The organism is Vibrio sp. ES.051 (assembly GCF_002563795.1).
GTDB lineage: Bacteria > Pseudomonadota > Gammaproteobacteria > Enterobacterales > Vibrionaceae > Vibrio.
The window spans coordinates 142,099-165,286 of the sequence record NZ_PDJL01000005.1; the positions used below are offsets into that span (position 1 = coordinate 142,099).

Consider the following 23,188-nt stretch of genomic DNA (forward strand, 5'->3'; position numbering starts at 1 on the left):
ATGAATACTGCAACGAAAAACTTCTCTGGAGAGACGCCAAAGAAGCGTAATAGTAAGATGCTACCAGATGGTCCTGATTGGACTTTCGAGCTACTTGAGCGCTACCACAAAGAAATTAAGCGTGTCGCGAAACATTACCGTCTCGACACTTACCCTAACCAAATTGAAGTCATCACTTCAGAGCAGATGATGGATGCATACTCAAGTATCGGTATGCCCATCAATTACAATCACTGGTCATTTGGGAAAAAGTTCATTCAGACGGAACAAAACTATAAACACGGCCAAATGGGCTTGGCGTACGAAATCGTCATTAACTCCAACCCATGTATTGCTTACTTAATGGAAGAGAATACCGTAACGATGCAAGCGCTCGTGATTGCACACGCTTCTTACGGGCATAACTCTTTCTTCAAAGGCAATTATTTATTCCAAACATGGACGGATGCGGGTTCAATAATCGATTACTTATTATTCGCTAAAAAGTACCTTGCAGAGTGCGAAGAACGATATGGCGCTCAAGAAGTAGAGCGACTACTCGATTCCTGCCACGCATTAATGAACTTCGGTGTGGACCGTTATAAACGACCAGAGAAAATTTCCATTACTGAAGAAAAAGCCCGACAAGAAGAGAGAGAGGCTTATCTACAGTCTCAAGTTAATGATTTGTGGCGAACAGTCCCTAGAGCGAAGACCAAAGAAGAAGATATAAAAGAACGTTTTCCAAGTGAACCTCAGGAAAATTTACTCTACTTTTTTGAGAAACATGCACCACTTCTCGAATCGTGGCAGCGAGAAGTGGTACGTATTGTGCGGAAAATCAGTCAATACTTTTACCCTCAAAAACAAACTCAGGTAATGAATGAAGGGTGGGCCACATTCTGGCACTACACCATCCTAAACCACCTTTACGATGAAGGCTTTGTATCCGAAAAATTCATCCTTGAGTTCTTACATAGCCACACTAGTGTGGTCGCCCAACCTCCATATAATAGTCCTTACTTTAGTGGGATTAACCCTTATGCGCTCGGGTTTGCGATGTTCCGAGATATAAAACGAATTTGCGAAGAACCAACCGATGAAGATAAGGAATGGTTCCCTGATTTAGCAGGAACAGATTGGCTGGACGCCGTGCACTTCGCAATGCACAACTTTAAAGATGAGAGTTTTATTAGCCAGTATCTGTCCCCCAAACTCATGCGTGACTTCAAGTTGTTTGCTATCAATGACGACGACCATAAAAACTTTATCGAAGTGGCGGCTATCCACGATGAAATGGGCTATCAACGCATTCGCGAAACTCTGGCAGCTCAATACAATTTAGCGAACCTTGAGCCGAATATTCAGGTGTTTAATGTCGATGTCCGCGGTGACCGCTCACTCACTCTACAATACGTGCCGCACAATCGCATTCCGTTAGATGAAAGTCACGAGGAGGTATTGAAGCACGTGTACCGATTGTGGGGTTTCGACGTGGTTTTGCAGGAAGTTAAAGACACTGGTCATCGAGAAACGCTGGCAACTTGCCCTAAACGTAACCAATATGACACGAACATCTAGAACTTGTGGACTTGTTAAGGTTAAATTTCATTCTAGATAAACTCGTTTAGACAAGTCGGATTAAACCTCCCCCTTACAAGCAAAAGACTCCTCATGTAGGAGTCTTTTATTATCTTTGGCAAAACATAAATTACGTTATTTTCGTCACTATCGCCCTGACCGCTTCGAGATCTTCTGGGGTATCAACACCGGCTGCCGGCGACTCTTTCGCAACCGCCACATGAATCTTCTCGCCATACCAAAGTACTCTTAGCTGCTCAAGGCACTCAATTTGCTCTAACGCACTTGGAGCCCAGTTCACATAAGTATTAATGAACCCCGCACGATAAGCATAAATTCCGATATGACGCATTAACGGGTTTGCTATCGTTTTGTCTTGTTTGGCGAAGTTATCGCGATCCCAAGGGATCGTCGCTCGACTAAAGTACATCGCATAACCTTGCTCATCAGCCACAACTTTAACCGCGTTTGGATTGAACACTTCATCCTCTGAATCGATTTCCACCGCTAATGTGGCCACCGGAGCCTTACTATTCGCTAAGTTATCTGCAACCTGACGAATGATAGATGGCGGGATCAAGGGCTCATCGCCTTGTACATTCACAATAATATGATCCGCAGGAATCGCCATCTTTTCAACCACTTCAGCCAAGCGTTCTGTGCCCGACTCATGATTCGGTGACGTCATACACACTTTGCCACCAAACGACACGACGGCATCAGAGACACGCACATTATCGGTCGCGACGATGACGTTGTCCGCCCCCGCTTGTAGTGCTTGTTCATAAACCCATTGAACCATTGGTTTACCACCGATATCTGCAAGCGGTTTACCCGGTAAACGACTCGATGAATAACGTGCAGGAATGACAACCGTAAAAGACATCAGCGTCCCTCATCCATATTCATAGTGCGAGCTTCTGGCTCAAGCAGAACAGGAATGCCCTCTTTGATCGGGTAAGCAAGACGATCTAATTTGCAGATCAACTCTTGATTACCTTTGTCGTACGTCAGCTTACCTTTGCACACAGGGCAAGCTACAATCTCAAGCAGACGATGATCCATAAGTCGCTTTAACCTCTTTTATTCTGTTTAAAATTCGATCTGCATCGTTTGGTTCAAACTGGGCAGATACAGGCAGATACCACCAATTTTCTTGCGCGTACGCACTGCATTTAACGGCATCTTTTTCAGTCATGATGACATTCGCTCCTTGTAGAGCCAATGCTTCTAATTCTTGTTGGTTAAAATCCTGATGGTCTGCAAACCCCTTAGTGATTTTAACATCTGCATCCAGTGTACTTAATGTATTAAAAAACCTCGGAGGATGACCAATGCCAGCAAACGCAACGAGATCATTTAACGCAGATACTTCCACTTGTTGATGAGTTTTAAGATTAATGGCTTTTGAAGGCGAAAGTGTCATGGCGATCTCGCCTTGGTGAGCCAGCCCACCGTTGATGATGATAAAATCGACTTCATTCAACCTCTCGACACCTTCTCGCAAAGGGCCAAGTGGGATCAAGCTTTCATTACCAAACCGTCGGTTACCATCCACAATCACTAACTCAATATCACGAGCCAACGCATAATGCTGCAAGCCATCATCCGTTATGATGATATCGACACCAGACTCAAGCAATGCTTTCACCGCCTTTGAACGCACAGGGTCAACCGCAACAGGCGCACCAGTACGACAATGAATCAGCTTTGGCTCATCACCACAATGTTTCGCAGGTGTGTCTTCTTCTAGTATCAATGGGTAGTGCGGCGCCTTTGCCCCATAACCACGAGATACGACTCCGGGCTTAAAGCCCATACTTTGCAATTGCTCAACCAGCCATATCACAACCGGTGTTTTACCATTACCACCCGCGGTAATATTACCAACGACAACAACGGGTACCGGGGCTTTATAAGGGCGCTTTTTGCCTGTGTGATACTGTTTTCGCTTAGACTTACTTATCGCACCAAACAATACACTCAATGGCCACAAGAGCGGCCATAAGAGATATTTGAGTGGGTGATTGCCAAACCAGACTTTTTCAATCACCGTATCTATTCACCAAATTGAATGCGATACAACTGTGCGTAAGCACCATTTTTTGCAATAAGATCAGCGTGATTACCGCGCTCAACGATAGCACCATCATCCACCACAAGAATTTCATCCGCTTTTTCAATCGTCGACAAGCGGTGCGCGATGACTAACACCGTTTTGTCTTTTTGCAGCTCCTCTAACGCCGCCTGAATCGCGTGCTCAGATTCGGTATCCAAAGCAGAGGTCGCTTCATCAAGGATCAGTACAGGCGCATCACGTAACAGCGCGCGAGCAATCGCAACACGCTGGCGCTGACCTCCGGATAAGCTCGCACCGTTGTCACCAACCATGCTATCCAAGCCATTGTCCATTTTATTGATGAACTCCATCGCTTGCGCTAAGGTCGCCGCCTTTTCTATATCACTTCGCTGGTACCTATCCTCGGTTGCGTACGCAATATTGTTAGCAATAGTGTCATTGAACAAATGTACGTTTTGCGAAACCAACGCAAATTGCTCACGTAAATTCTTCAGTTCGTATTCGCGAATATCGCGACCGTCTAACATGATAGAACCGCTGTCAACGTCATAAAAACGATTGAACAAGTTCGCAATGGTACTCTTACCCGAACCAGAGCGCCCAACCAACGCCACCGTCTTCCCTCGGGGAATATCAAAGCTGACGTTTTGCAATGCAGGTTTTTCTGCCCCCACATAAGTGAAAGTGACATTTTTGACTGAAACATCACCTTGCGCACGTTCAATGGTATATTTGCCTTCGTTTTTCTCTGGTTCAAGATCAATCAACGCAAATAACGTTTGGCTCGCAGCCATACCACGCTGGAACTGAGAAGTAACATTAGTTAGTGCCTTAAGCGGACGCATCAGACCAAACATCGCAGAGAACACCACAGTAAAGGTACCTGGTGTCAATTGTTCCTTGATAGAATCAATGCTCGCTAGGTAAAGAACCGCAACAATGGCAAATGACGCAATCATCTGAATAATCGGGTTAGCGGCAGCTTGCGCGGTCACCAACTTCATGCTTTGTTGACGCATTTGGTTACTGACTTTTTCGAAGCGTTTACGTTCGATGTCTTGACCGCCGTAGCTCAATACGACTTTATGTCCCTTCAGCATCTGCTCTGCTGACGCCGTCACATTGCCCATCATCGTCTGCATATTTTTGGATATTTTTCTAAAGCGTTTAGAGACAACGCCAATACTCCACGCCACGACTGGTGCAACCGCAAATAGCACTAAAGATAGCTGCCAGCTGTTGTAAAACATCAGAACTAGCAAACCAATAATACTGGCACCTTCTCGTACAATGCTGACTAACGCTTGGCTCGTCGCAGCTGAGACTTGCTCTGAATCGTAAGTAATACGAGATAAAAGGTTACCCGTTTTTTCTTTATCAAAGTAAGACACTGGCATGTGCATGAAGTGATTAAACACCATGCGACGCACCTGCATTACGACGTTACCAGACACCCAGCTCAAGCAATAAGTGGAGACAAACCCACTCGTACCACGAACGAACATCATGACAAAGATAATCAATGGAAGTATGCGTAAAAAATCAGACTCGGCATTCCCAAAGCCTTCATCTAGCAAAGGTTTTAGCAACGAAATCATATAGGTATCTGATATAGCATTAATAACTAATGCTATGACTGCAACGATAAGACCGGTCTTATATAGGCGAATAAATTGCCATAGACGTTTAAACGTCTGCCAAGTCGTTTCATCAGTATTTATCGACATAGAAGTGCTTTGTTTTCTTAGATTAAGGCTCTCATTCTACCCCCTTCCGCAGCATCTGCCTATACCAAGGCTCAAATGTATCACCACGTTTGGTTTCAAAACGCCAATTATTATGATTAACCAAGAAGCTCACCTGACCGTGTTGCCCCGTATCAAGCCAGGTGACACCACGCCTACGATAAGAGGAGACTACCGTTTCGGCAGGCATCCCCCATTGATTATTTTTCGCTAACGAAGCCACCGCCACGCTAGGCGAGACCGATTCCAGAAACCGAGGGTTTGATGAGCTTTTACTGCCATGGTGCGGAACGATCATCACATCACTAGCCAACTTTTCTGGTTCCCTAAGTAAAATCCATTCACTGATGGCCTCAATATCACCAGTAAGAAGCACACTAAATTGTGATGCAGGGTCACTAACACGCAACACACACGAGTGCGGATTATAAGCGCGCTTAACAAGTTCGGGAGGCCAAAGTACTTCGATAGTTAGTTCCTGCCAGTGCCAATAGCTACCTCTGATACAGGGTTGATAGCTAGCATAGCTAGCAAGGTTTTGGCTACTGATCTTATGAAGAGGAGAAAAGTATTGCTCAATCGAGGCACGCCCACCAGCATGATCATTATCGAAATGACTCAGGATCATTGTGTCGATGGTTTGGTAGCCTCGCCGATGCAGTAAAGGCGTTATCACTTGTTCTGCAATACTGCCGTTTTGCCAAGCTTTGCCGGTGTCGTAGAGCATAACTTTACCTGATTTCTCAATGAGGACCGCCAAACCATGACCAACATCTAGAACATCAATACGCCAGTTCTGTTCGCGATATTGCGACGATATTTTGATGCTTATGACAACGCCCAACAGTACACACCACGCATACACTGGCATGAAACGCTTAAGCATCAAACACGCACTCACCGCAATGATAAACCATGTCATTTCAATACTAATAGGTTGCCAAGAGCCTACCGCATAGTGTGTTGAGGCACTTAACGGCCACAGTGACCAGTCAACCAACTGCCATAGCACTTTCGCACCCGCTTCAATAAAAAGTGAAGAGAACAGCGCCAAAAACATGAAAGGGACGACGATAAAACCAAACCACGGAATAAAAACCAAATTATAAACGATGGAAACAAGACTGAAGCCTGAAAAAAAATAACCACTAACCGGGACAATAAACAAACTTAGAACTAGCTGACTGAATAGCAAAACCTTTAGTTTTGCAAACCAACTTCCTTTTTGATGCCGAACCAAATTGATCGCAACTAACACTGCGCAAACCGACAAATATGACAACCAAAAACTCATGCTGTATGAAGCAAAAGGTTGAACGAACAATTGCAAAGCCACCGCCAGCAACAGGACTCGCCAAGGAGTCCAATGTACTAGCGTGTATTTGAGCGCCACATAAATAATACAGACTGAAACAGCGCGAGTGGTCGGCAATGAGAAATCGGCTAGCCACGCATAAGAAATGGCGAACAGTAGCCCACTTAAACTAGGTAATAATTGATATCTGGGTACAACATAGCGCACTGCGTTGCCAACAACTAAGCCGAAAGTGAACGCCATACCGATATGCAGACCAGAAATAGAAACCAAATGCAACAAACCACTATCTCGAAGTGCTTGCCAGTCCTCCTTCAATAACAAAGAACGATCGGCAAAAGCTAAAGCATTAATGAGAGAAAAGTGATTGAGAGAAGAAACGTCATCGATGACATCAGCAATAATGGTTTGTCGCCAAGAAGTCGTGCTACGAATAACCCAAGTTGCATTTTTATCGCTCACCGCACGCGCGACCACCCCCTTACCCATCGATTGTTTTTCGGTGTCGAATCCCACTTCATTTCGTAAACCAATGATCGGTTTTAACGACACGGTCGTCGTAAACTCACTGTTAACCTCGAGTGGAAAAGACGTGATAAGACGGAGTTTAGGTTTAAGAAAAGGTAACAGAGTTTGACCATTAATCCGCTTTAACACCACGATGCCTTCATATCCATGACTTATTTGCGTAAAAGGGCTGTCAACTTTACCAATTATGTTAATATTCTCCCCTACTTGAAAAAGGGCTTGTCTCTGATACTCCATGACATTGCCGTGGACGACGACAATCATAAAGCCCACAATTACGCCTATGCTAATTAAACCGCGACGTAATTTTATTATTGAGCCTGTGGTTATTATTCCCAGCAGCAACCAGCGCCAATCTGGTATTGTTGGCCACCATGCTGACGAGATGACGCTCGCTACAAATAACGCCAAGGTCCAACTTTTTTCTGAGAGAGTCATGCTGTCCTATGCCTAGAAAGCTGATAAAACGCTTCATACCAGATCATGAATTGATCAAACGCCAAAAAGCATTGAAGGTTTTCGGCAATGTGTTATACAACCCGAACCTTTGGTGTTTAAACCGTCGTTCGGCGTCTGGGGCTTTTGCCGTTGGTCTCTTTATGGCGTTTGTTCCGCTTCCTAGCCAAATGATCCTAGCCGCGGGTTTTGCAATCATGCTTGGTGTCAACCTACCTCTCTCCGTCGCTCTGGTCTGGATTAGCAACCCAATCACAATGCCTGTACTATTTTATTTCGCCTACAAATTAGGCGCTGTTGTGATGCACGTCCCTTCACAACCATTTCACTTTGAGTTGTCATGGGAATTTATTATGCAGCAAATGAGTACGCTCGGGCCGCCTTTTTTACTAGGCTGTGCTATCTGCGCCGTGACCTCAGCCGTCATTGGCTATTTTGGTATTCGTGGCCTTTGGCGTTACTCTGTGGTGCGCAGTTGGCAAAAGCGCAAAATAAGATAAGGCGTCAATGTATAAAAATCAGCATGTTGAGTAACGGTTGAGGGGCATCTAACAACTAAAATGAAACGAGATGTTGCTCAAGTAGGATAAAAACAAAAAAAGGGCCGAATTCGGCCCTTTTTTGTTTTTGTGAATGGTTGGTCATGTTGCCAAATCATTCACGTTCATAAAGTTCAATTATTTTGAGCTTAATACCGCGGCGGGATTTAGTTTCGCGGCACGCGAAGCGGGATACCAAGTCGCAAGCAAACTCAGAACGATGGCCGTCATAGACACTAAGGCGACATCTGGCCAGTGCAGCTGTGAAGGTAAGAAATCAACGAAGTAGATATCACCGGATAAGAATTGATGCCCTATTAACCCCTCTAACTTTTTAATGACTGGGGTAAGGTTTAACGCGACCAATACACCAGTTACGCTGCCGACTAGACTACCAAATACACCAGATAACACGCCTTGCCAGACAAAGATTTGTTTGATCAGGCTATCTTTTGCGCCCATAGTCCGCAGGATCGCAATTTCTGCCGCGCGATCTTTTACTGCCATCATGAGAGTTGAGACAATATTAAAACAGGCAACCCCAATCACCAGTACCATGACCAAATACATAATGGTGCGCACAAGCTGAATATCTCGATATAAAAAACCAAACTTTTGCTGCCAGCTTTTCAAATACACATACACATCAACAAGGCTTCCTACGTCTCGAACAATAGAAGGGGCATTGAGTACATCGTCCGTTTTAAGCGATATTCCCGTCACACCATCACCCAAATTCGCGTACTGCTGTGCATCACTTAGTGGTACGAGTGCAAGCGTGTGATCGATTTGACCATTCAAGGTTAAGAACCCTGACACTTTAACCCTCACACGCTTAGGCGCTTGTACTTTGTTGGCGCTCCCCGTTTGAGGGATCATCAACGTGATGTAATCTCCTACGTCAACGCTTAGTTCATTCGCTACCCCTCGACCTAAGATCACTTGCTGTTGGCCCGCATAAAAATTCTGCCATGCGTCTCGGTCAATATAGTCTGCCATGCTAGAAACAGCCTGTTCAAAAGCAGGATCAACGCCACGGACTTCAATCGCTTTTAGCTTGCTGCCCTTTTCAGCCAATCCAGTGAAACGCACGTAAGGCGCTGCGGCAACCACGCGTTCATGCCTTAAAGCTTGGTTCATCGTTTTAGTGTAGTGATGAAGTGGACCATTGACGCCTTCCAATTCACCGTGTGGGATCACAGACAGCACACGCGACTGCAGTTCACGCTCAAACCCATTCATTGCCGAAAGGCCGATAATGATCACGGCAACACCCACCGCAATCCCAATCGTTGACGAAAGAGAGATGAAAGAGACCATCTTATTGCGCTTTTTCGCGCGACTGAAGCGACCGCCGATCATCAATGCTAAAGGTGAAAACAAAACTAGCCCTCCACCACGGTTTCGGTAATCAAACGATCCACAAGCAAACCATCTTGCATATCCATTTGACGGTCCATCTTTGCCGCCAGTTCTTTATCATGCGTCACAACCAAAAACGCGATGTTCGATTCTTGATTCAACTCTCGCATCAGATCATAAATCGATAATGCGGTATTATGGTCAAGGTTACCTGTCGGTTCATCGGCGAGCACTAAATCTGGTCTGTTGACCAAGGCTCGGGCAATAGCCACACGTTGACGTTCGCCGCCCGAGAGTTCCGATGGTCTATGCTCCATACGGTGATCCAACCCCACCTTCTCAAGCAATACTTTTGCTTCATCCTTTGCTTTCGCAACTTTCACGCCACCAATCAATAATGGCATCGCCACATTTTCAAGCGCGGTAAAATCAGCCAATAAGTGATGAAATTGATAAACAAAACCCAAGTGCTTATTACGTACCGCGGCTTGTTTATTTGAGCTCAGCGCTGATAGATTTTGCCCTAAGAAGTCGACGTCCCCTTGAGTAGCGTCATCCAACGCTCCCAGAATATGCAACAGCGTACTCTTACCCGAACCAGAAGAGCCCACAATCGACACCAATTCACCCTTCTCAATATCGAAGCTGACACCTTTCAGTACTTCCGTATCTAGCGAACCTTCTCGGTAGACTTTACGAATATCACGACATTTTAATAGCTTATTCATAGCGAAGTGCCTCAGCAGGTTTAACAGAAGATGCTCGATAAGAAGGATAAATCGTAGCAGCAAGGCTGAGAGCAATCGCCAACACCACTACTAAAAGAATTTGCCATGAATCAATCAAGATGGGTAAGTGCCCACCGAAGCTAAACAAAGCAACGCCGGCAGACTCAAGAATCGCATTCAGATTAAGAGACAGGGCTACGCCGGCGATGCCACCAACAATCGCACCAATCACGCCACTGCTTGCACCTTGTACCATGAAAATCGTCATAACTTGAGATTGAGTCATACCCTGCGTTTTCAAAATCGCAACTTCCGACTGTTTTTCCATCACCACCATGATCAATGCCGAAATGATATTAAACGCGGCAACCCCAACGATTAAACCCAACATTAATCCCATCATGTTCTTTTCCATTTTTACCGCTTGGAACAACTCACCACGTTGAGCACGCCAATCGCTCCATTGCCACCCATCAGGCATAGGCTTATCGGCAAAATCCGTCACCATGAATGGATCAGAGAAAAATACGCGCCAGCCGGATATGGTCTCTTTCGGTAAACGCATCAGCTTAGACGCGTCTGTCATGTTAACAACCATCAACTGCCCATCAACATCCGAACCTGTATTGAAAATACCTGCCACAGTAAAGTTACGTTGACTAGGAATTCGGCCAAACGGCGTAAATTGCGTCGCGTTAGTCACCATCAAACGAATCTTATCGCCCATAGACACTTTTAATGAACGCGCTAAGCTATGCCCTAAAAAAACCTGATATTCCCCGGCTTGAAGCGATGACAATCGGCCAGCGATTAAATGATGGCTGATCGGATCGCCTTGCTTAGGTTCAATACCGATTAAGTAGCCCGCAGTCAGCTGCGCTGGGCTTTGAATCACCGCTTCACCGCGTACAATGGGCTCTGGCTTGGCGACACTCGACATATTTTGGATGAAAGCTGGCGCAGATTCCGTGAGTAATGTTTTGCCACCTTGTTGTGAAACCACAGCATGAGGCAATACACCGAGAATTCGTTCTTTTAACTGCGCTTCAAAACCGTTCATCACAGAAAGCACCGTCACCAGCGCCATCACACCGATCGTGATGCCTGCTGTCGACATATAAGAAACAAATCGGCTAAATTTATCTCCAGAGCGCCCCCGAAGATATCTCAAACCAATAAATAATGAGATAGGATGATACATATAAGACAAACCAACTGGTTGTTTTGGTATAACACGATACTTTAGCGGGTTATCTTACCTTACTCTTCTTATGAAGAAGACAAGATAATCGCCAAATTTGTCAACGACATGCAATAAGTCTGCATTTAGGCCAAAAAGTTCAGGCACAATTCGGGTAGACTTGATAACTTCATTCAGTTAGCGATAATCAGTGCCCTATTTCTCTGTTTTCGTTAATTCCAACAGAGCGCGCTCGATGGCAAAAGGACCGACTACATGACAGAGCAAGAATACTTTATTGTTCACCATAACCTAACCATTAACGTGGAAGCGTTAAGTGCGGACTTTGCTTTGCCAGATGAAGAAACCTTTGTTTCCGAAATTCCCGCGCCTTTTATTGTCGCCAGTGAATTTAGCCACTTAGACATGCTAGCAGAAAATGCACATTTTGAATTAAAAAACAAAGACTTGAAGCATGTCATTAGCTTACTTGATACACAGAATTCCAAACTCAACCTCTTGCTAAGCTTCATGCTTTCGCAACAAGATGAGATTGCACTGAGATTTCAAACGACCCAATTCGGCGCAAGTCAGTTAAGCTACCGCGCCGATACCGCGCTCGAACCTCAACAGTTAGTGCGTGTAAAGTTGTTCCTAGATCATCCCGCAGCTGCGATTTACTGTTACGCTCAAGTAGAAGAATGTGCCTCTTCTGAGCAGGGTTTCATCATCACTCTTAGGTATAAAATGCTCAGAGAAGCCGACCAAGACTTACTGATCAAAGCAGCTTTATATCAACAACAAAAACTTTTACGTCAGCGCTCAATGGAGCGAGATAAAAAATAACTCCTATGACAAAAGCAACGATTCTTTCCGTCACCAATCCTTCTGAGCGTGGCGACAAAAAACAGCTAGGTAATCTACCGGGCGCGGCTCTGCCTTTGGCGATTGCTGAATTAGCAAAACAGCACACGAGTCACTCGTTACTCGTGGTGCCCGACCCGCAAATCGCCTTAAAACTGCAAGCAGAAATTGAGCAGTTTACCGATCATCCCGTAAGCCTTTTCCCTGACTGGGAAACTCTGCCTTACGATAACTTTTCTCCGCATCAAGAAATTATTTCTGAACGTATTGCGCGCCTTTACCAACTGCCAAGCCAGCGTAACGGAATTACCATTGTGCCGGTCAGTACCGTTCTGCAGCGCCAGTCTCCACGTGATTTTTTGTTACAGCACACCTTAATGGTAAAAACGGGCGATCAATTTTCACTCGAAAAGCTGCGAGTGCAACTAGAGAATTCTGGTTACCGCCATGTGGACCAAGTATTTGGACCGGGTGAATACGCGAGCCGAGGATCGATTCTCGATCTTTACCCGATGGGCAGCACGGATCCTTATCGCATCGATTTCTTTGATGATGAGATTGATACCATTCGTACGTTCGATCCAGAAAGCCAACGTTCGATTGAAGATATTCAGCAAATCCAATTATTGCCAGCTCATGAGTTCCCGACGACCAAAGCAGCGATTGAAGACTTCCGGACTCGTTGGCGAACACAATTCGAAGCCCGTCGCGAACCAGAATCTATCTATATGCAGGTTACCAAAGGAACATGGCCTGCCGGCATCGAATATTGGCAACCACTGTTCTTTGACCACACGGAAACCTTGTTTGAATACTTACCAGAAGATTCACAGATCATCACTTATGGTGATATAGAATCAGCGGTAGAGACATTCTTAACAGACGTTGAGTTCCGATACGACCAGAAAAAAATCGACCCATTGCGTCCTCTGCTCGCACCACATCAACTGTGGTTGAAAAAAGACGAACTGTTCAGCCAGTTAAAGCAGCTACCAATGGCTCAATTAAGCCTTGAGAAAGTTGTTAAGCGTGCTGGTCGACAGAATCTAGCCGTTCAGTCACTAGCAGAACTTGGCGTTCAGCAACAAAATAAAGAACCACTCTCACGTCTTCGTCAATTTAGTGAACAATTCACCGGGAAAATCATCTTCTCTGTGGAGTCTGAAGGTCGTCGTGAAGCACTGACAGAACTGCTGCAAGGCATTAAAGTTCGCCCCGTCGTGCATCCGTCTTTTTATCAAGCCTTAGAGTCAAACGACCGCTTCAGTCTCATCCTTGGCGCGGCAGAACACGGCTTCATCCACGACGAGCTGAACTTCGCATTAATTTGCGAAAGTGACTTACTTGGCGATCGCGTGATCCAACGCCGCCGCAAAGATAAAAAAACGGTCAACAGCGATACGGTCATACGTCATCTTGCCGAACTGAAACCGGGCCAACCTGTTGTACACATAGACCACGGAATCGGTCGTTATATTGGCCTGCAAACGCTTGAAGCCGGCGGCATGAAAACCGAATACGTCACTCTTGAATATCAAAACGACGCCAAACTCTATGTCCCTGTTTCGGCACTGAACCTGATCAGTCGTTACTCTGGTGGCGCAGAGGATACAGCGCCACTGCATAAACTCGGTGGAGAAACATGGGCCAAAGCACGCCGTAAAGCAGCAGAAAAAGTTCGTGATGTGGCAGCCGAGTTACTTGATGTCTACGCCAAGCGTGAACTAAAACCGGGCTTCAAGTTTGAACTAGATCGCGGCCAATACGCGACTTTCAAAGCAACTTTTCCATTTGAAGAAACTGAAGACCAAGCAATGGCGATCAACGCTGTGCTATCGGATATGTGTCAAGCGAAAGCCATGGACCGTCTAGTTTGTGGCGATGTGGGCTTTGGTAAAACGGAGGTCGCGATGCGGGCTGCGTTTGTCGCGACAGACAACAGCAAGCAGGTTGCAGTATTAGTACCGACCACCCTACTCGCTCAGCAGCACTTCGAAAACTTCCGTGACCGCTTTGCCAACTTGCCAATCCGTGTCGAAGTACTTTCGCGCTTTAAATCCGCTAAAGAGCAAAAAGCCATTTTGCAAGATGTCGAAGACGGTAAGGTCGATATCGTCGTCGGTACACACAAGCTGCTTTCGAGTGATATTAAATTTAAAGATCTGGGCTTGTTGATCGTCGATGAAGAGCACCGCTTTGGGGTTCGTCAAAAAGAAAAAGTGAAAGCAATGCGGGCCGATGTCGACATCCTCACGCTCACAGCAACGCCAATTCCACGCACCCTCAACATGGCCATGAGCGGCATGCGCGATTTATCGATCATCGCGACACCACCCGCCCGCCGTTTGGCCATCAAAACTTTTGTTCGACAAAGAGAAGAGCCTATCGTCCGTGAAGCCGTGCTACGTGAAATTATGCGTGGTGGGCAAGTTTACTTCCTGCATAATCAGGTCGAAACGATAGAAAAAACCGCTGAGGACTTACAAAAATTGGTACCAGAAGCTCGGATCACCGTCGCTCATGGTCAAATGCGTGAGCGCGAACTAGAGCAAGTGATGAACGACTTCTACCACCAACGCTTCAATGTTTTGGTGTGTACGACGATCATCGAAACCGGTATCGATGTACCAACCGCCAATACCATTATCATGGATCGTGCGGATAACCTCGGTTTGGCGCAACTGCACCAATTGCGGGGCCGTGTTGGTCGCTCTCACCACCAAGCTTATGCTTACTTATTGACACCACATCCCAAAGCAATGACTAAGGACGCGATTAAACGCCTCGATGCCATCGCCTCATTGGAAGATCTCGGTGCGGGCTTTACGCTCGCGACGCACGATCTTGAAATCCGTGGCGCAGGTGAACTGCTAGGTGACGAACAAAGTGGGCAAATTCAATCGGTTGGTTTTACACTTTACATGGAAATGCTTGAACAAGCAGTACAAGCGCTGAAGGAAGGGAAAGAGCCCTCTTTGGATGAACTCCTTCGCGAGCAAACTGAAGTTGAAATGAGAATTCCAGCCCTATTGCCGGACGACTACATTCCTGATGTAAACACACGCCTTTCGATGTACAAACGCATTGCCAGCGTAACGAACAGCGAAGAATTGTCGGAACTAAAAGTCGAACTTATCGACCGCTTTGGTTTACTGCCGGATGCAGCCAAGAATTTATTGGTTGTCTCAGAACTGAAATTTTCCGCAGCTAGCCTAAAAGCGAAAAAGATTGAAGCTTATGATAAAGGGGGATTTATCGAGTTTTACCCTGATGCTGACATAAATCCTGCGTATTTGGTTAAACTGCTGCAATCACAGCCGCAAAAATTTGCAATGGAAGGTCCAACTAAGTTCAAGTTTAGCGTACCATTGGCGGACCGACGCAAACGCATTCAGTTTGTACAAGACTTACTGAATGATTTTAAACAGAACTTATTACCAACGAGCTAATAGTCGAATGAGAATACTGATCCCGTTATTACTTCTATGTGTCTCTATGCCCTCTTGGGCACAGCGTCAGTTTGATATTGAAGTGATCATTTTCAAGCGAGCAGTCGACGTAGAAAACACCACTGAGGCTTGGCCCAATCAACTGCCAAAAATCGACATGGTGAATGTCGGCAGTTTAGAGAGTGAATCTTACCGTCGCTCTAAAGGCGTTACGCTGCTGCCTCGTTCTTCTTTTCTTCTAAACGAACAGGAATCGGCACTTAACAATCACGCGGGGTTTAAAGTACTTAAACACGTGGCGTGGCGTCAAGGTGACCAAGGTAGGTCTAGTGCGCCTATCTTCCGCATCGTTGGTGGGCGTGATTTCTCCAACTCTTATCTTCCTGACGGTAGCCCTATTAATAGCAGCAACCAGACACTTTCTCGTGACGGTTACAGTGAAGAAACTATCAATGGTCCTCTGTATGAGCTAGATGGCAGACTCCAAATCTATGTACAGCATTATCTATTCGCCGAGACAACTCTAGACCTTCGTGAGCCGAGTATTCGAGAAGTACGTTTTGAGCCAACCTTAATAGAACAATCAACAAACCAGCTTGGTGAAGTGGACGGCAACGTTCAGGTCGGCAACTTAGCGGAAATATCACCGACAATAACGGAAGAAAAATTCCTCAAAAGTTACCGAATGGATCAAAAGCGTCGTATGCGTAGTAGCGAAACTCACTATCTAGACAACCCATTGATGGGAATGATCATTCAAGTTCGTCGTGTTGAATAAACGCTAACAAAAACCAAGCGCAGCACCCAGCATTTCTGCGCTTGGTTTTATCTCGAATTTAATACCAATTGCAGTAAATAACGAATCATCCTCACTGATTACCAATACGCCATCACGGCGTTATAATTTTTGGGTTGATATAACATGGAAGCTGTATCAATTCATGAGTCCAGATTTTGAAATCATTGCTCCTCGCTTAGCGCTGAAACTCATTCCTTCCGAAGACGCTCATACGTTGCAACGTTTGCTCTCCGAGTCCCCGTCTCTTCACCAATGGCTTGATTGGTGCGATGCAAACGTCACTTTAAAAAATGCACAAGACTTTTTACTGGCGACTCGCTTAAATTGGGTGAAAACCGAAGCGTTCGGTTTCGGCATTTATGAGCGGGCGACTAACACGCTGGTTGGTATGGTAGCCGTTAACGAGTTCTACCATACTTTTAACATGGCCAGTATGGGGTACTGGGTGGCAGACCGCTACCAACGGCAAGGTTATGCGCAAGAAGCTGTCCGAGCATTAGCCGAATTCTGCTTTGCTAAACTGAATCTCACACGCTTAGAAATCGTTTGTGACCCGAACAACTCCGCGAGCCAAACTTTGATCGAATCCGTCGGTGCGCAAAAAGAGACGATTGCTCGTAATCGCTTTATTTTCCATGGTAAGCCTAAAGACGGCGTCGTCTACTCTCTACTACCGCATGATTTGACTAAATAAAAAAGCCACCGATGCGGTGGCTTTTTTCTATCTACTATAAATATCAGTGTAATTTCAAGTTAGGACGAAGCACGCGGTTAATGCGACCAACCAGCATCATCAAACCTGTCTTAATAATGCCGTGCAGTGCCACTAAATGCATTCGATAGAGCGAGATGTAGACCACACGAGCAATACGCCCCTCTACCATCATAGAGCCTTTAGTTAGGTTGCCCATCAAACTGCCGACAGTCGAAAAGCGACTTAGAGACACCAATGAACCGTGGTCTTTGTATACGTAGTCTTTCAGCTCGCGGTCGTTAATTTTAGCCACAATGTTACTGAATGCTTGGCTTGCCATTTGATGCGCTGCTTGCGCTCGAGGTGGCACAAAAGAGCCATCTTTCTGCGTACACTGGGCGAGATCACCAATAACGAAAATATCGTCATCACGTGTCGTTTGTAGCGTGCTTTTCACTACTAGTTGGTTAATGCGGTTAGTTTCTAGGCCAGCAATATCTTTAATGAAATCTGGCGCTTTAATACCTGCCGCCCACACCATTATTTGCGCTGGGATTTTTTCACCATCTTTCGTCGTTAACCCATCTTTCTCTGCCTTTGTTACCATCGTAGCCGTACGAACATTTACACCAAGCTTTACTAGTTCTTGGTGGGCCGCAGAAGAAATACGTGGAGGAAGCGCAGGTAAAATACGCTCGCCAGCTTCAATAAGATTGACGTTTAACTTACTAGAGTCCAAGTCACCAAACCCATAAGTACGCAATTCTTTTACTGCGTTGTGTAGCTCTGCAGATAGCTCAACACCAGTCGCACCCGCACCAACAATCGCAATGTCAACTGTACCGTTACCGTTTTTTGCGTGCAGTTTTAGGAACTCATTGTTCATTTCACGGCGGAAACGATGCGCTTGCTCAGGACTGTCTAGGAAAATACAGTTCTCCCGAACTCCAGGAGTATTGAAATCGTTTGATGTGGAGCCTATCGCCATCACTAGAATATCGTATTCTAGTTCACGGCTAGGCATAAGAAGTTCACCGTGTTCATCTTTAAGCTCACTTAAAATGATCACTTTACGTTCACGGTCAATGTCTTGAAGGCTACCCATTTGGAAGTCGAAGCTATGATTTTTTGCATGAGCGCGGTAGCTCAATGCGTCAACACCTTCATCCAACGAACCGGTTGCTACTTCATGTAACAATGGTTTCCATAAGTGGCTCGCTTTACGGTCAACTAACGTGATTTTCGCACGATTCTTACGACCAAGAGTGCGACCAAGCTTAGTTGCCAACTCAAGGCCACCAGCACCGCCACCTACAACGATAATGCGTGTCACAATGATTTTCCTCTACAAAAATGAATATATGGGGTTCAGCTCGATACTTTACTCACCGTCTTTCTGTGGCATGCATCCAACCGATGAATTTTTGGTTGTTAGAGGTGTCTCAATTTATTTGGATTAAAAATTTCGCCTGATTTTTTCTTTATTTATCAATAAATTGATAAAAATCGACAGACTCATCTGGCACGCATACGACGCCAGAATTTGTGGGCAAGTTTCTTACTCGCTCTCAATTTTTTTTGATATTTATCAAATTATTTTAGTTTGGTTCATTATATAGAGCCATATTTTGAAGGCAACCAAAATCCTTTTAACGTATACGGATTGACTATTTTTCGACTACTTTATAGCAAAATGCCCGTGCCACAGAATGAATCAATCACAAAACAATAAGAAAAGCACAATATTGAGGTTTCGACATCGCGAGAATGTAAGCTGCAAAAGGGAACAAAGAGGAAGTGATACCCTACACCAAAATATCGTCAAGATACTTGGAAATTAGTGTTCGAAGAGTAAAACAGCACTTGGTGAAGTGCTGTTTTACTCAATACAAGCGCTAAGTATTTTTGAATTCTTTCATCATCTGTAAGTGATGAGAAATTTTTGTAAACTTGTGAGATTGTGTTTCATCCCAAATAATTGGGTAATATTTCTCTAATTCTGCCGCTGTTTTTTCATTATCATGAACTTCATCATCTCTCGACAAGATGACTAAACAATGCGCCTGATTTTTAACGCGGAACTGGTCGACACATTTCGTTGCAATATCTTCGTATTCTTCAGGGCGATCTATCCGTCCAGCCATGTTTTTCCCTGGGTGCAAGTTCGGATTGAACATCACTTGTTTAATGCCGCAGAGAAAACCAATGCGCTCTGACCAATACCCCCCTAGACCGACCCCACAAATTAATGGATCAGGATCGTCGGATTGCTCAATCACTTTCGACACCTCTTTAAGAAGATGTTGCATGTCGTGCTTTGGATGAAGTGTGCTGTAATTAATGAAACGTACGTCGTCGTCGATGAATTGCAATTGAAGCACTTTTTCGTGGTTACCTGGGCTTGTACTATCAAAGCCGTGCAAGTAAATAATCATATGTACCTCTCCCTGTATGTCGCTGGTACTTGCCTTAAAACTACCACTATTTCCTTATACTTAAAGGGGGAAATATTACGGATTCTCAAAACAGTGATCTTCTATACACAATGCGGCTTTACACTCATGTGCACTGTTTAAGTATTGCTCATCCTCCCACAATTTATAAGCGAGTAGATACCAAAGCATCGCCATAACTAGCGTTCTTGGTTGCCACGCCTGCACACCAGCTAACCAAATAGAGGGGTCTTCGATGTCTCGGAGTTGGCAATATTGTGTCACTGCGTCTTCAATGGGCGCACCAGCAACTTGTAAAGTCAACGTCAAATCCAGCCTAGGATCGGCTAAGCCAGCGTATTCCCAATCAATCACTTTAACACCATCCGCCCCTCTAACAAGGTTATAGCAGCCTAAGTCAAAGTGGCAAAGCGCTAATGGAACGGTATCGATACTCGGCTCCGTCCGCCACTTCAAGTACAGAGATTCAAACTCTGTTCCAGCATATTGATCATCAAGTTCAAGCCAATAGTGATCAATACGTGCGATGTACGAGAACGGAACTAACGGAATTGTATTGACCGGGTGTTGATGAATTGTTACTGCTATCGTCAATAGCTCATTCAACTCAATACCTAAGTCCGTTAATACTTGCCCTTCTAACCACTGCACCAGTAAACCTTGTTCGTGCACAAAAATCGGTTTTGGCCCAATATTGAGTGAGGAAATGGCATTCAGCACCTGATATTCGTTATGACGAGAAATCGAAAAAGCCTTACATACTTGACTGGTCGGGCGCCAGACATATGCAAGGCCTTGAGAAGACTCCAACCGCCAACAACGGTTGGTTAAGCCGCCCGTAACGGTTTGTACTTTTACTGGGGGCTCAGTAAAGAAGCCATCGAGAGCATTAAGACTCGGATCTAACTGTTTTGCTGGTTGCCAAGAAAACCATGCCATTGATGACTTCTCCCTCGTTATCGATTAAAGACCAAATAGGCTCTTCGATTGCGCTTTACGGATTTCCGTTTCATCTGCCCATTCAATCAGACCTGTTTCTAAGTCCATTAGGCGCATTGTCATCTTATAGTATACGTCTTTATCGCTACCCGCATTTTTTACGATGCTCGATAAGTTACCGTAAAGCATGTACTGAGCACCGACCATTTTACCAAACTGAATTGCAGTACTTTGGTTGACTAACTCATCCGTGTTTTGGAAGTTAAGTTGTTCTCGCACAGACTCCACTCGTCCCATATCAACAAAACGGAATTTACCTGAATTCAACATCTTCGTTGAAATAGTGTCAGTGATAGACTCCGTATCAATATGCTCACTGGTTTTGTTCTTAATGCGCTCAACAAAAACGATAGGACGTTGGTCACGAGTAATTGCCGCGACAGAACCCGACATCATCATGCTATCAACCATTTCAGCTGCAATGGTTTGTAAATCTGTTGAGCCAAAATCGATAGTCGTGGTTTCTGTTGCTTGCGCATCGCCGTAAGAGACTTTGTTAGAACAGCCACCTAAAATGACGGCAAGACCTAAAAGAGCAATAATACTTTTTTTCATGAGAGTTCCTTAGTTGTTCAATACCAGCGCATCGTTAGCGCGGCAGCTGCGGCAGAGCCGTAAGTTTATTAAAGGCGTGTTGACCTAATTATCTTGTGCTTCTCTAATTTGAACACGGAATTGTGTGCCATTTGGATTTACAGTCACTTCAGACAACGTGACTTGCTCAAATCCTCGTACAATCATTTTTCGCCACGGACCAAGCTGGGTATTCACTTCCAACCCATTGTTGTCATACCAATAGAAGCGGTAAAGAATATGCTGGTCACCTTTATAGTTACTGCTTAGTTGCACCATCCCACGTGGACGATCATCTACGTAAGTGGTGGTGATGTTGTCAACTAATAAGCGACTACCCAAAACGTTATCATTAAAAAATACTTTTTGCGTTTGACCATCAATTCGGACGCCTGCAGTATTTGCTGCGCACCCACCCAAACCAATGACCATTATTAAGCCAATAAGCCATGCTTTCATTACAGTCTCCCTAGCTGTTTATGCCACACGGTTGAGTGTGCTCCCTGACGGGATACCCATACCAATGTAGTCTGCTGTGCAGGCACTTCAAACTGATAGGTTTGATCACCCAAGTTTAAACTTTGTGTTCCCGGTTTCACGACTTGTGAAGCCGTTTTGACTTGCGCAGGCAACGTTTGCCAACTTCTCGTATCTGGTTGCTCGGTCAATGTGTTCCATACGTTGAAAAGTATGTTGCCCACATCATCGCCTTTTTTTGCTGCCTCTTTTCGGATTCGATCTTTTGCCCACACACGAAGGGCTTGACGAATCACCATAGTGGTCAGCCGCTCATGGAGATCATTTTGTGCCATCGCATTAACATCAGTCAGCGTACTGGAAGGCAATGCCTGACCATTTAAAACCACGTCATGAAAGCGTTGAGCGCCCTGGTTGGGATAATAAGGAAGTGCTAACGAATAAATAGCCCCGTTATCTCGACTGTCGTAAATCGGTAGATCAATACGCCAACCTTTCAAAGCCTCCACAACACCTTGTTCATCAATGACGATGACTCGACCTTGAGACTGAGTTAACCCAGAAGGTGCTTTGCCATACCGCTTTTCCAGCATACGTAAGTCTTCACGCATACCTAGTTTCTTAGCGGCGTACAACGTGCTTTCAACAACTTGTTTATTGTCTGGCATCACAGCGAGTGCTCGTCGGTAATCAACATAAGCACTGTTTAAGTCTCGTGAGGCTTCATATAGCAAGCCAGAAAGATAGAACAGATAACCATTTTGCACTGCGCTTAGTTTCTTACCGGCATCAGGATAGCTCGCCAACACACTGCCTAAATTGGCAGACATGCCTTGCTTTTTCAGGTCTTTTTCTGCTGCTTTTAGTTCTTTTTCACGGGCTTTTCTTGCCGCTTCCTGAACTTGATTGGCTCGACGCACTTCAACAAGCGCCCCTTCCAAATCGTTTTTCTGTAGATAGTTTAGCCCGAGATACAGGTGCAAAAAGCCAAGTTCATAATCGGCGGGATGGTACGCTTTGAGGTTGTCGTTCACCGCGAGAGAGCCGACGCTGGTTGCGGTTTCTGACACAGAAATGGTCGCGCGATCTTGCTGAACACGAACGGCACGATCGCCATTTTCCAACGCTTTCAAACTCGTCGGGTAATCTTCAGCAAGAAAAGAAATACGGCCCTTTTCAAAGTTGCCAAGTATCTCGCCACCCACTTCGCTCGATTGAAGTTGTTTCGCTTTCGCATATTCCCCTGCAACAACGGCTTGATAAACTTCTTGATTCTGGTTGCTGTAGTGACTAAACAGATTGCCCGCAGACAAATTCGCGCAGCCAGAGGCAATTAAAGCCCAGCTCATCAGCCCTAACAGCTTTACACCTAGTTTCACATTTATCT

The 23,188-nt window shown here is 45.2% G+C and carries 20 protein-coding genes; 6 read left to right on the forward strand and 14 right to left on the reverse strand.

What is annotated here, in order from left to right:
- Positions 1–1,560, forward strand: coding sequence for a SpoVR family protein (locus tag ATG66_RS14745; RefSeq protein ID WP_098416043.1), 1,560 nt, complete (start codon positions 1–3; stop codon positions 1,558–1,560).
- A 130-nt stretch (positions 1,561–1,690) separates the two neighbouring features.
- Here the strand turns inward: ATG66_RS14745 and kdsB are convergent, their stop codons facing one another.
- From kdsB to ATG66_RS14770, 5 genes are read right to left on the reverse strand one after another with little or no spacing between them, the layout of a single operon-like run.
- Positions 1,691–2,446 (reverse strand): 3-deoxy-manno-octulosonate cytidylyltransferase, encoded by a 756-nt coding sequence (kdsB, locus tag ATG66_RS14750; protein ID WP_098416044.1) that lies wholly within the window; start codon positions 2,444–2,446, stop codon positions 1,691–1,693.
- Complete coding sequence (locus tag ATG66_RS14755) at positions 2,446–2,625, reverse strand: Trm112 family protein (RefSeq protein WP_098416045.1); 180 nt, start codon at positions 2,623–2,625, stop codon at positions 2,446–2,448. The genes kdsB and ATG66_RS14755 overlap by 1 nt, the downstream gene beginning before the upstream one ends.
- Positions 2,606–3,613 (reverse strand): tetraacyldisaccharide 4'-kinase, encoded by a 1,008-nt coding sequence (lpxK, locus tag ATG66_RS14760; protein WP_098416046.1) that lies wholly within the window; start codon positions 3,611–3,613, stop codon positions 2,606–2,608. The genes ATG66_RS14755 and lpxK overlap by 20 nt, the downstream gene beginning before the upstream one ends.
- A gap of 5 nt (positions 3,614–3,618) precedes the next feature.
- Complete coding sequence (gene msbA / locus ATG66_RS14765; RefSeq protein ID WP_098416047.1) at positions 3,619–5,367, reverse strand: lipid A ABC transporter ATP-binding protein/permease MsbA; 1,749 nt, start codon at positions 5,365–5,367, stop codon at positions 3,619–3,621.
- Positions 5,368–5,398: 31 nt separating this feature from the next.
- Positions 5,399–7,666 (reverse strand): DNA internalization-related competence protein ComEC/Rec2, encoded by a 2,268-nt coding sequence (locus tag ATG66_RS14770; RefSeq protein ID WP_098416048.1) that lies wholly within the window; start codon positions 7,664–7,666, stop codon positions 5,399–5,401.
- Positions 7,667–7,674: 8 nt separating this feature from the next.
- On the opposite strand from ATG66_RS14770, the gene ATG66_RS14775 reads away from it, so the two are divergent.
- Positions 7,675–8,184: a DUF2062 domain-containing protein gene (locus ATG66_RS14775; RefSeq protein WP_098416049.1), complete on the forward strand. Its 510-nt coding sequence runs from the start codon at positions 7,675–7,677 to the stop codon at positions 8,182–8,184.
- A gap of 177 nt (positions 8,185–8,361) precedes the next feature.
- Here ATG66_RS14775 and lolE read toward each other — a convergent pair whose 3' ends face one another.
- From lolE to lolC, 3 genes are read right to left on the reverse strand one after another with little or no spacing between them, the layout of a single operon-like run.
- Positions 8,362–9,606 (reverse strand): lipoprotein-releasing ABC transporter permease subunit LolE, encoded by a 1,245-nt coding sequence (gene lolE, locus ATG66_RS14780; RefSeq protein ID WP_098416050.1) that lies wholly within the window; start codon positions 9,604–9,606, stop codon positions 8,362–8,364.
- Positions 9,607–9,608: 2 nt separating this feature from the next.
- Positions 9,609–10,313, reverse strand: a complete 705-nt coding sequence (lolD, locus tag ATG66_RS14785) for a lipoprotein-releasing ABC transporter ATP-binding protein LolD (RefSeq protein ID WP_098416051.1) — start codon at positions 10,311–10,313, stop codon at positions 9,609–9,611.
- Complete coding sequence (gene lolC, locus ATG66_RS14790) at positions 10,306–11,514, reverse strand: lipoprotein-releasing ABC transporter permease subunit LolC (protein WP_179885697.1); 1,209 nt, start codon at positions 11,512–11,514, stop codon at positions 10,306–10,308. Before lolC ends, lolD begins: the two co-directional genes overlap by 8 nt.
- A gap of 255 nt (positions 11,515–11,769) precedes the next feature.
- On the opposite strand from lolC, the gene ATG66_RS14795 reads away from it, so the two are divergent.
- The 4 genes from ATG66_RS14795 to ATG66_RS14810 all read left to right on the forward strand — a co-directional run bounded on the left by ATG66_RS14795 (position 11,770) and on the right by ATG66_RS14810 (position 17,299).
- Positions 11,770–12,339 (forward strand): PilZ domain-containing protein, encoded by a 570-nt coding sequence (locus ATG66_RS14795; protein WP_098416053.1) that lies wholly within the window; start codon positions 11,770–11,772, stop codon positions 12,337–12,339.
- A 5-nt stretch (positions 12,340–12,344) separates the two neighbouring features.
- A complete protein-coding gene (gene mfd, locus ATG66_RS14800) occupies positions 12,345–15,806 on the forward strand; it encodes a transcription-repair coupling factor (RefSeq protein ID WP_098416054.1) in 3,462 nt (1,153 codons plus the stop codon).
- 7 nt (positions 15,807–15,813) lie between these two features.
- Positions 15,814–16,584 (forward strand): peptidoglycan binding protein CsiV, encoded by a 771-nt coding sequence (locus tag ATG66_RS14805; RefSeq protein ID WP_179885698.1) that lies wholly within the window; start codon positions 15,814–15,816, stop codon positions 16,582–16,584.
- A 163-nt stretch (positions 16,585–16,747) separates the two neighbouring features.
- Positions 16,748–17,299, forward strand: coding sequence for a GNAT family N-acetyltransferase (locus ATG66_RS14810; RefSeq protein WP_098416056.1), 552 nt, complete (start codon positions 16,748–16,750; stop codon positions 17,297–17,299).
- A gap of 43 nt (positions 17,300–17,342) precedes the next feature.
- Here the strand turns inward: ATG66_RS14810 and ATG66_RS14815 are convergent, their stop codons facing one another.
- The 6 genes from ATG66_RS14815 to ATG66_RS14840 all read right to left on the reverse strand — a co-directional run bounded on the left by ATG66_RS14815 (position 17,343) and on the right by ATG66_RS14840 (position 23,180).
- Positions 17,343–18,632 (reverse strand): NAD(P)/FAD-dependent oxidoreductase, encoded by a 1,290-nt coding sequence (locus tag ATG66_RS14815; RefSeq protein WP_098416057.1) that lies wholly within the window; start codon positions 18,630–18,632, stop codon positions 17,343–17,345.
- Between the two features lie 562 nt (positions 18,633–19,194).
- Positions 19,195–19,734 carry an alpha/beta hydrolase YcfP gene (gene ycfP, locus ATG66_RS14820; RefSeq protein ID WP_098416058.1) on the reverse strand — a complete coding sequence of 180 codons (540 nt, stop codon included), beginning with the start codon at positions 19,732–19,734 and terminating at the stop codon, positions 19,195–19,197.
- Positions 19,735–19,809: 75 nt separating this feature from the next.
- Positions 19,810–20,691, reverse strand: coding sequence for a thiamine kinase (gene thiK, locus ATG66_RS14825; RefSeq protein WP_098416059.1), 882 nt, complete (start codon positions 20,689–20,691; stop codon positions 19,810–19,812).
- A 24-nt stretch (positions 20,692–20,715) separates the two neighbouring features.
- Positions 20,716–21,306, reverse strand: a complete 591-nt coding sequence (gene lpoB, locus ATG66_RS14830; RefSeq protein WP_098416060.1) for a penicillin-binding protein activator LpoB — start codon at positions 21,304–21,306, stop codon at positions 20,716–20,718.
- Positions 21,307–21,390: 84 nt separating this feature from the next.
- Entirely contained in the window at positions 21,391–21,783 is a 393-nt protein-coding gene (locus ATG66_RS14835) for a YcfL family protein (RefSeq protein ID WP_098416061.1), read from the reverse strand.
- Positions 21,783–23,180: a COG3014 family protein gene (locus tag ATG66_RS14840; RefSeq protein WP_098416062.1), complete on the reverse strand. Its 1,398-nt coding sequence runs from the start codon at positions 23,178–23,180 to the stop codon at positions 21,783–21,785. The genes ATG66_RS14835 and ATG66_RS14840 overlap by 1 nt, the downstream gene beginning before the upstream one ends.
- Between the last annotated feature and the right edge of the window lie 8 nt (positions 23,181–23,188).

Coding starts and splice junctions, on each gene's coding strand:
- ATG66_RS14745 (WP_098416043.1), top strand. CDS start 1: ATGAATACTGCAACGAAAAACTTCTCTGGAGAGACGCCAAAGAAGCGT.
- kdsB (WP_098416044.1), bottom strand. CDS start 2,446: ATGTCTTTTACGGTTGTCATTCCTGCACGTTATTCATCGAGTCGTTTA.
- ATG66_RS14755 (WP_098416045.1), bottom strand. CDS start 2,625: ATGGATCATCGTCTGCTTGAGATTGTAGCTTGCCCTGTGTGCAAAGGT.
- msbA (WP_098416047.1), bottom strand. CDS start 5,367: ATGTCGATAAATACTGATGAAACGACTTGGCAGACGTTTAAACGTCTA.
- ATG66_RS14770 (WP_098416048.1), bottom strand. CDS start 7,666: ATGACTCTCTCAGAAAAAAGTTGGACCTTGGCGTTATTTGTAGCGAGC.
- ATG66_RS14775 (WP_098416049.1), top strand. CDS start 7,675: ATGCCTAGAAAGCTGATAAAACGCTTCATACCAGATCATGAATTGATC.
- lolD (WP_098416051.1), bottom strand. CDS start 10,313: ATGAATAAGCTATTAAAATGTCGTGATATTCGTAAAGTCTACCGAGAA.
- lolC (WP_179885697.1), bottom strand. CDS start 11,514: ATGTATCATCCTATCTCATTATTTATTGGTTTGAGATATCTTCGGGGG.
- ATG66_RS14795 (WP_098416053.1), top strand. CDS start 11,770: ATGACAGAGCAAGAATACTTTATTGTTCACCATAACCTAACCATTAAC.
- mfd (WP_098416054.1), top strand. CDS start 12,345: ATGACAAAAGCAACGATTCTTTCCGTCACCAATCCTTCTGAGCGTGGC.
- ATG66_RS14805 (WP_179885698.1), top strand. CDS start 15,814: ATGAGAATACTGATCCCGTTATTACTTCTATGTGTCTCTATGCCCTCT.
- ATG66_RS14810 (WP_098416056.1), top strand. CDS start 16,748: ATGAGTCCAGATTTTGAAATCATTGCTCCTCGCTTAGCGCTGAAACTC.
- ycfP (WP_098416058.1), bottom strand. CDS start 19,734: ATGATTATTTACTTGCACGGCTTTGATAGTACAAGCCCAGGTAACCAC.
- thiK (WP_098416059.1), bottom strand. CDS start 20,691: ATGGCATGGTTTTCTTGGCAACCAGCAAAACAGTTAGATCCGAGTCTT.
- lpoB (WP_098416060.1), bottom strand. CDS start 21,306: ATGAAAAAAAGTATTATTGCTCTTTTAGGTCTTGCCGTCATTTTAGGT.
- ATG66_RS14835 (WP_098416061.1), bottom strand. CDS start 21,783: ATGAAAGCATGGCTTATTGGCTTAATAATGGTCATTGGTTTGGGTGGG.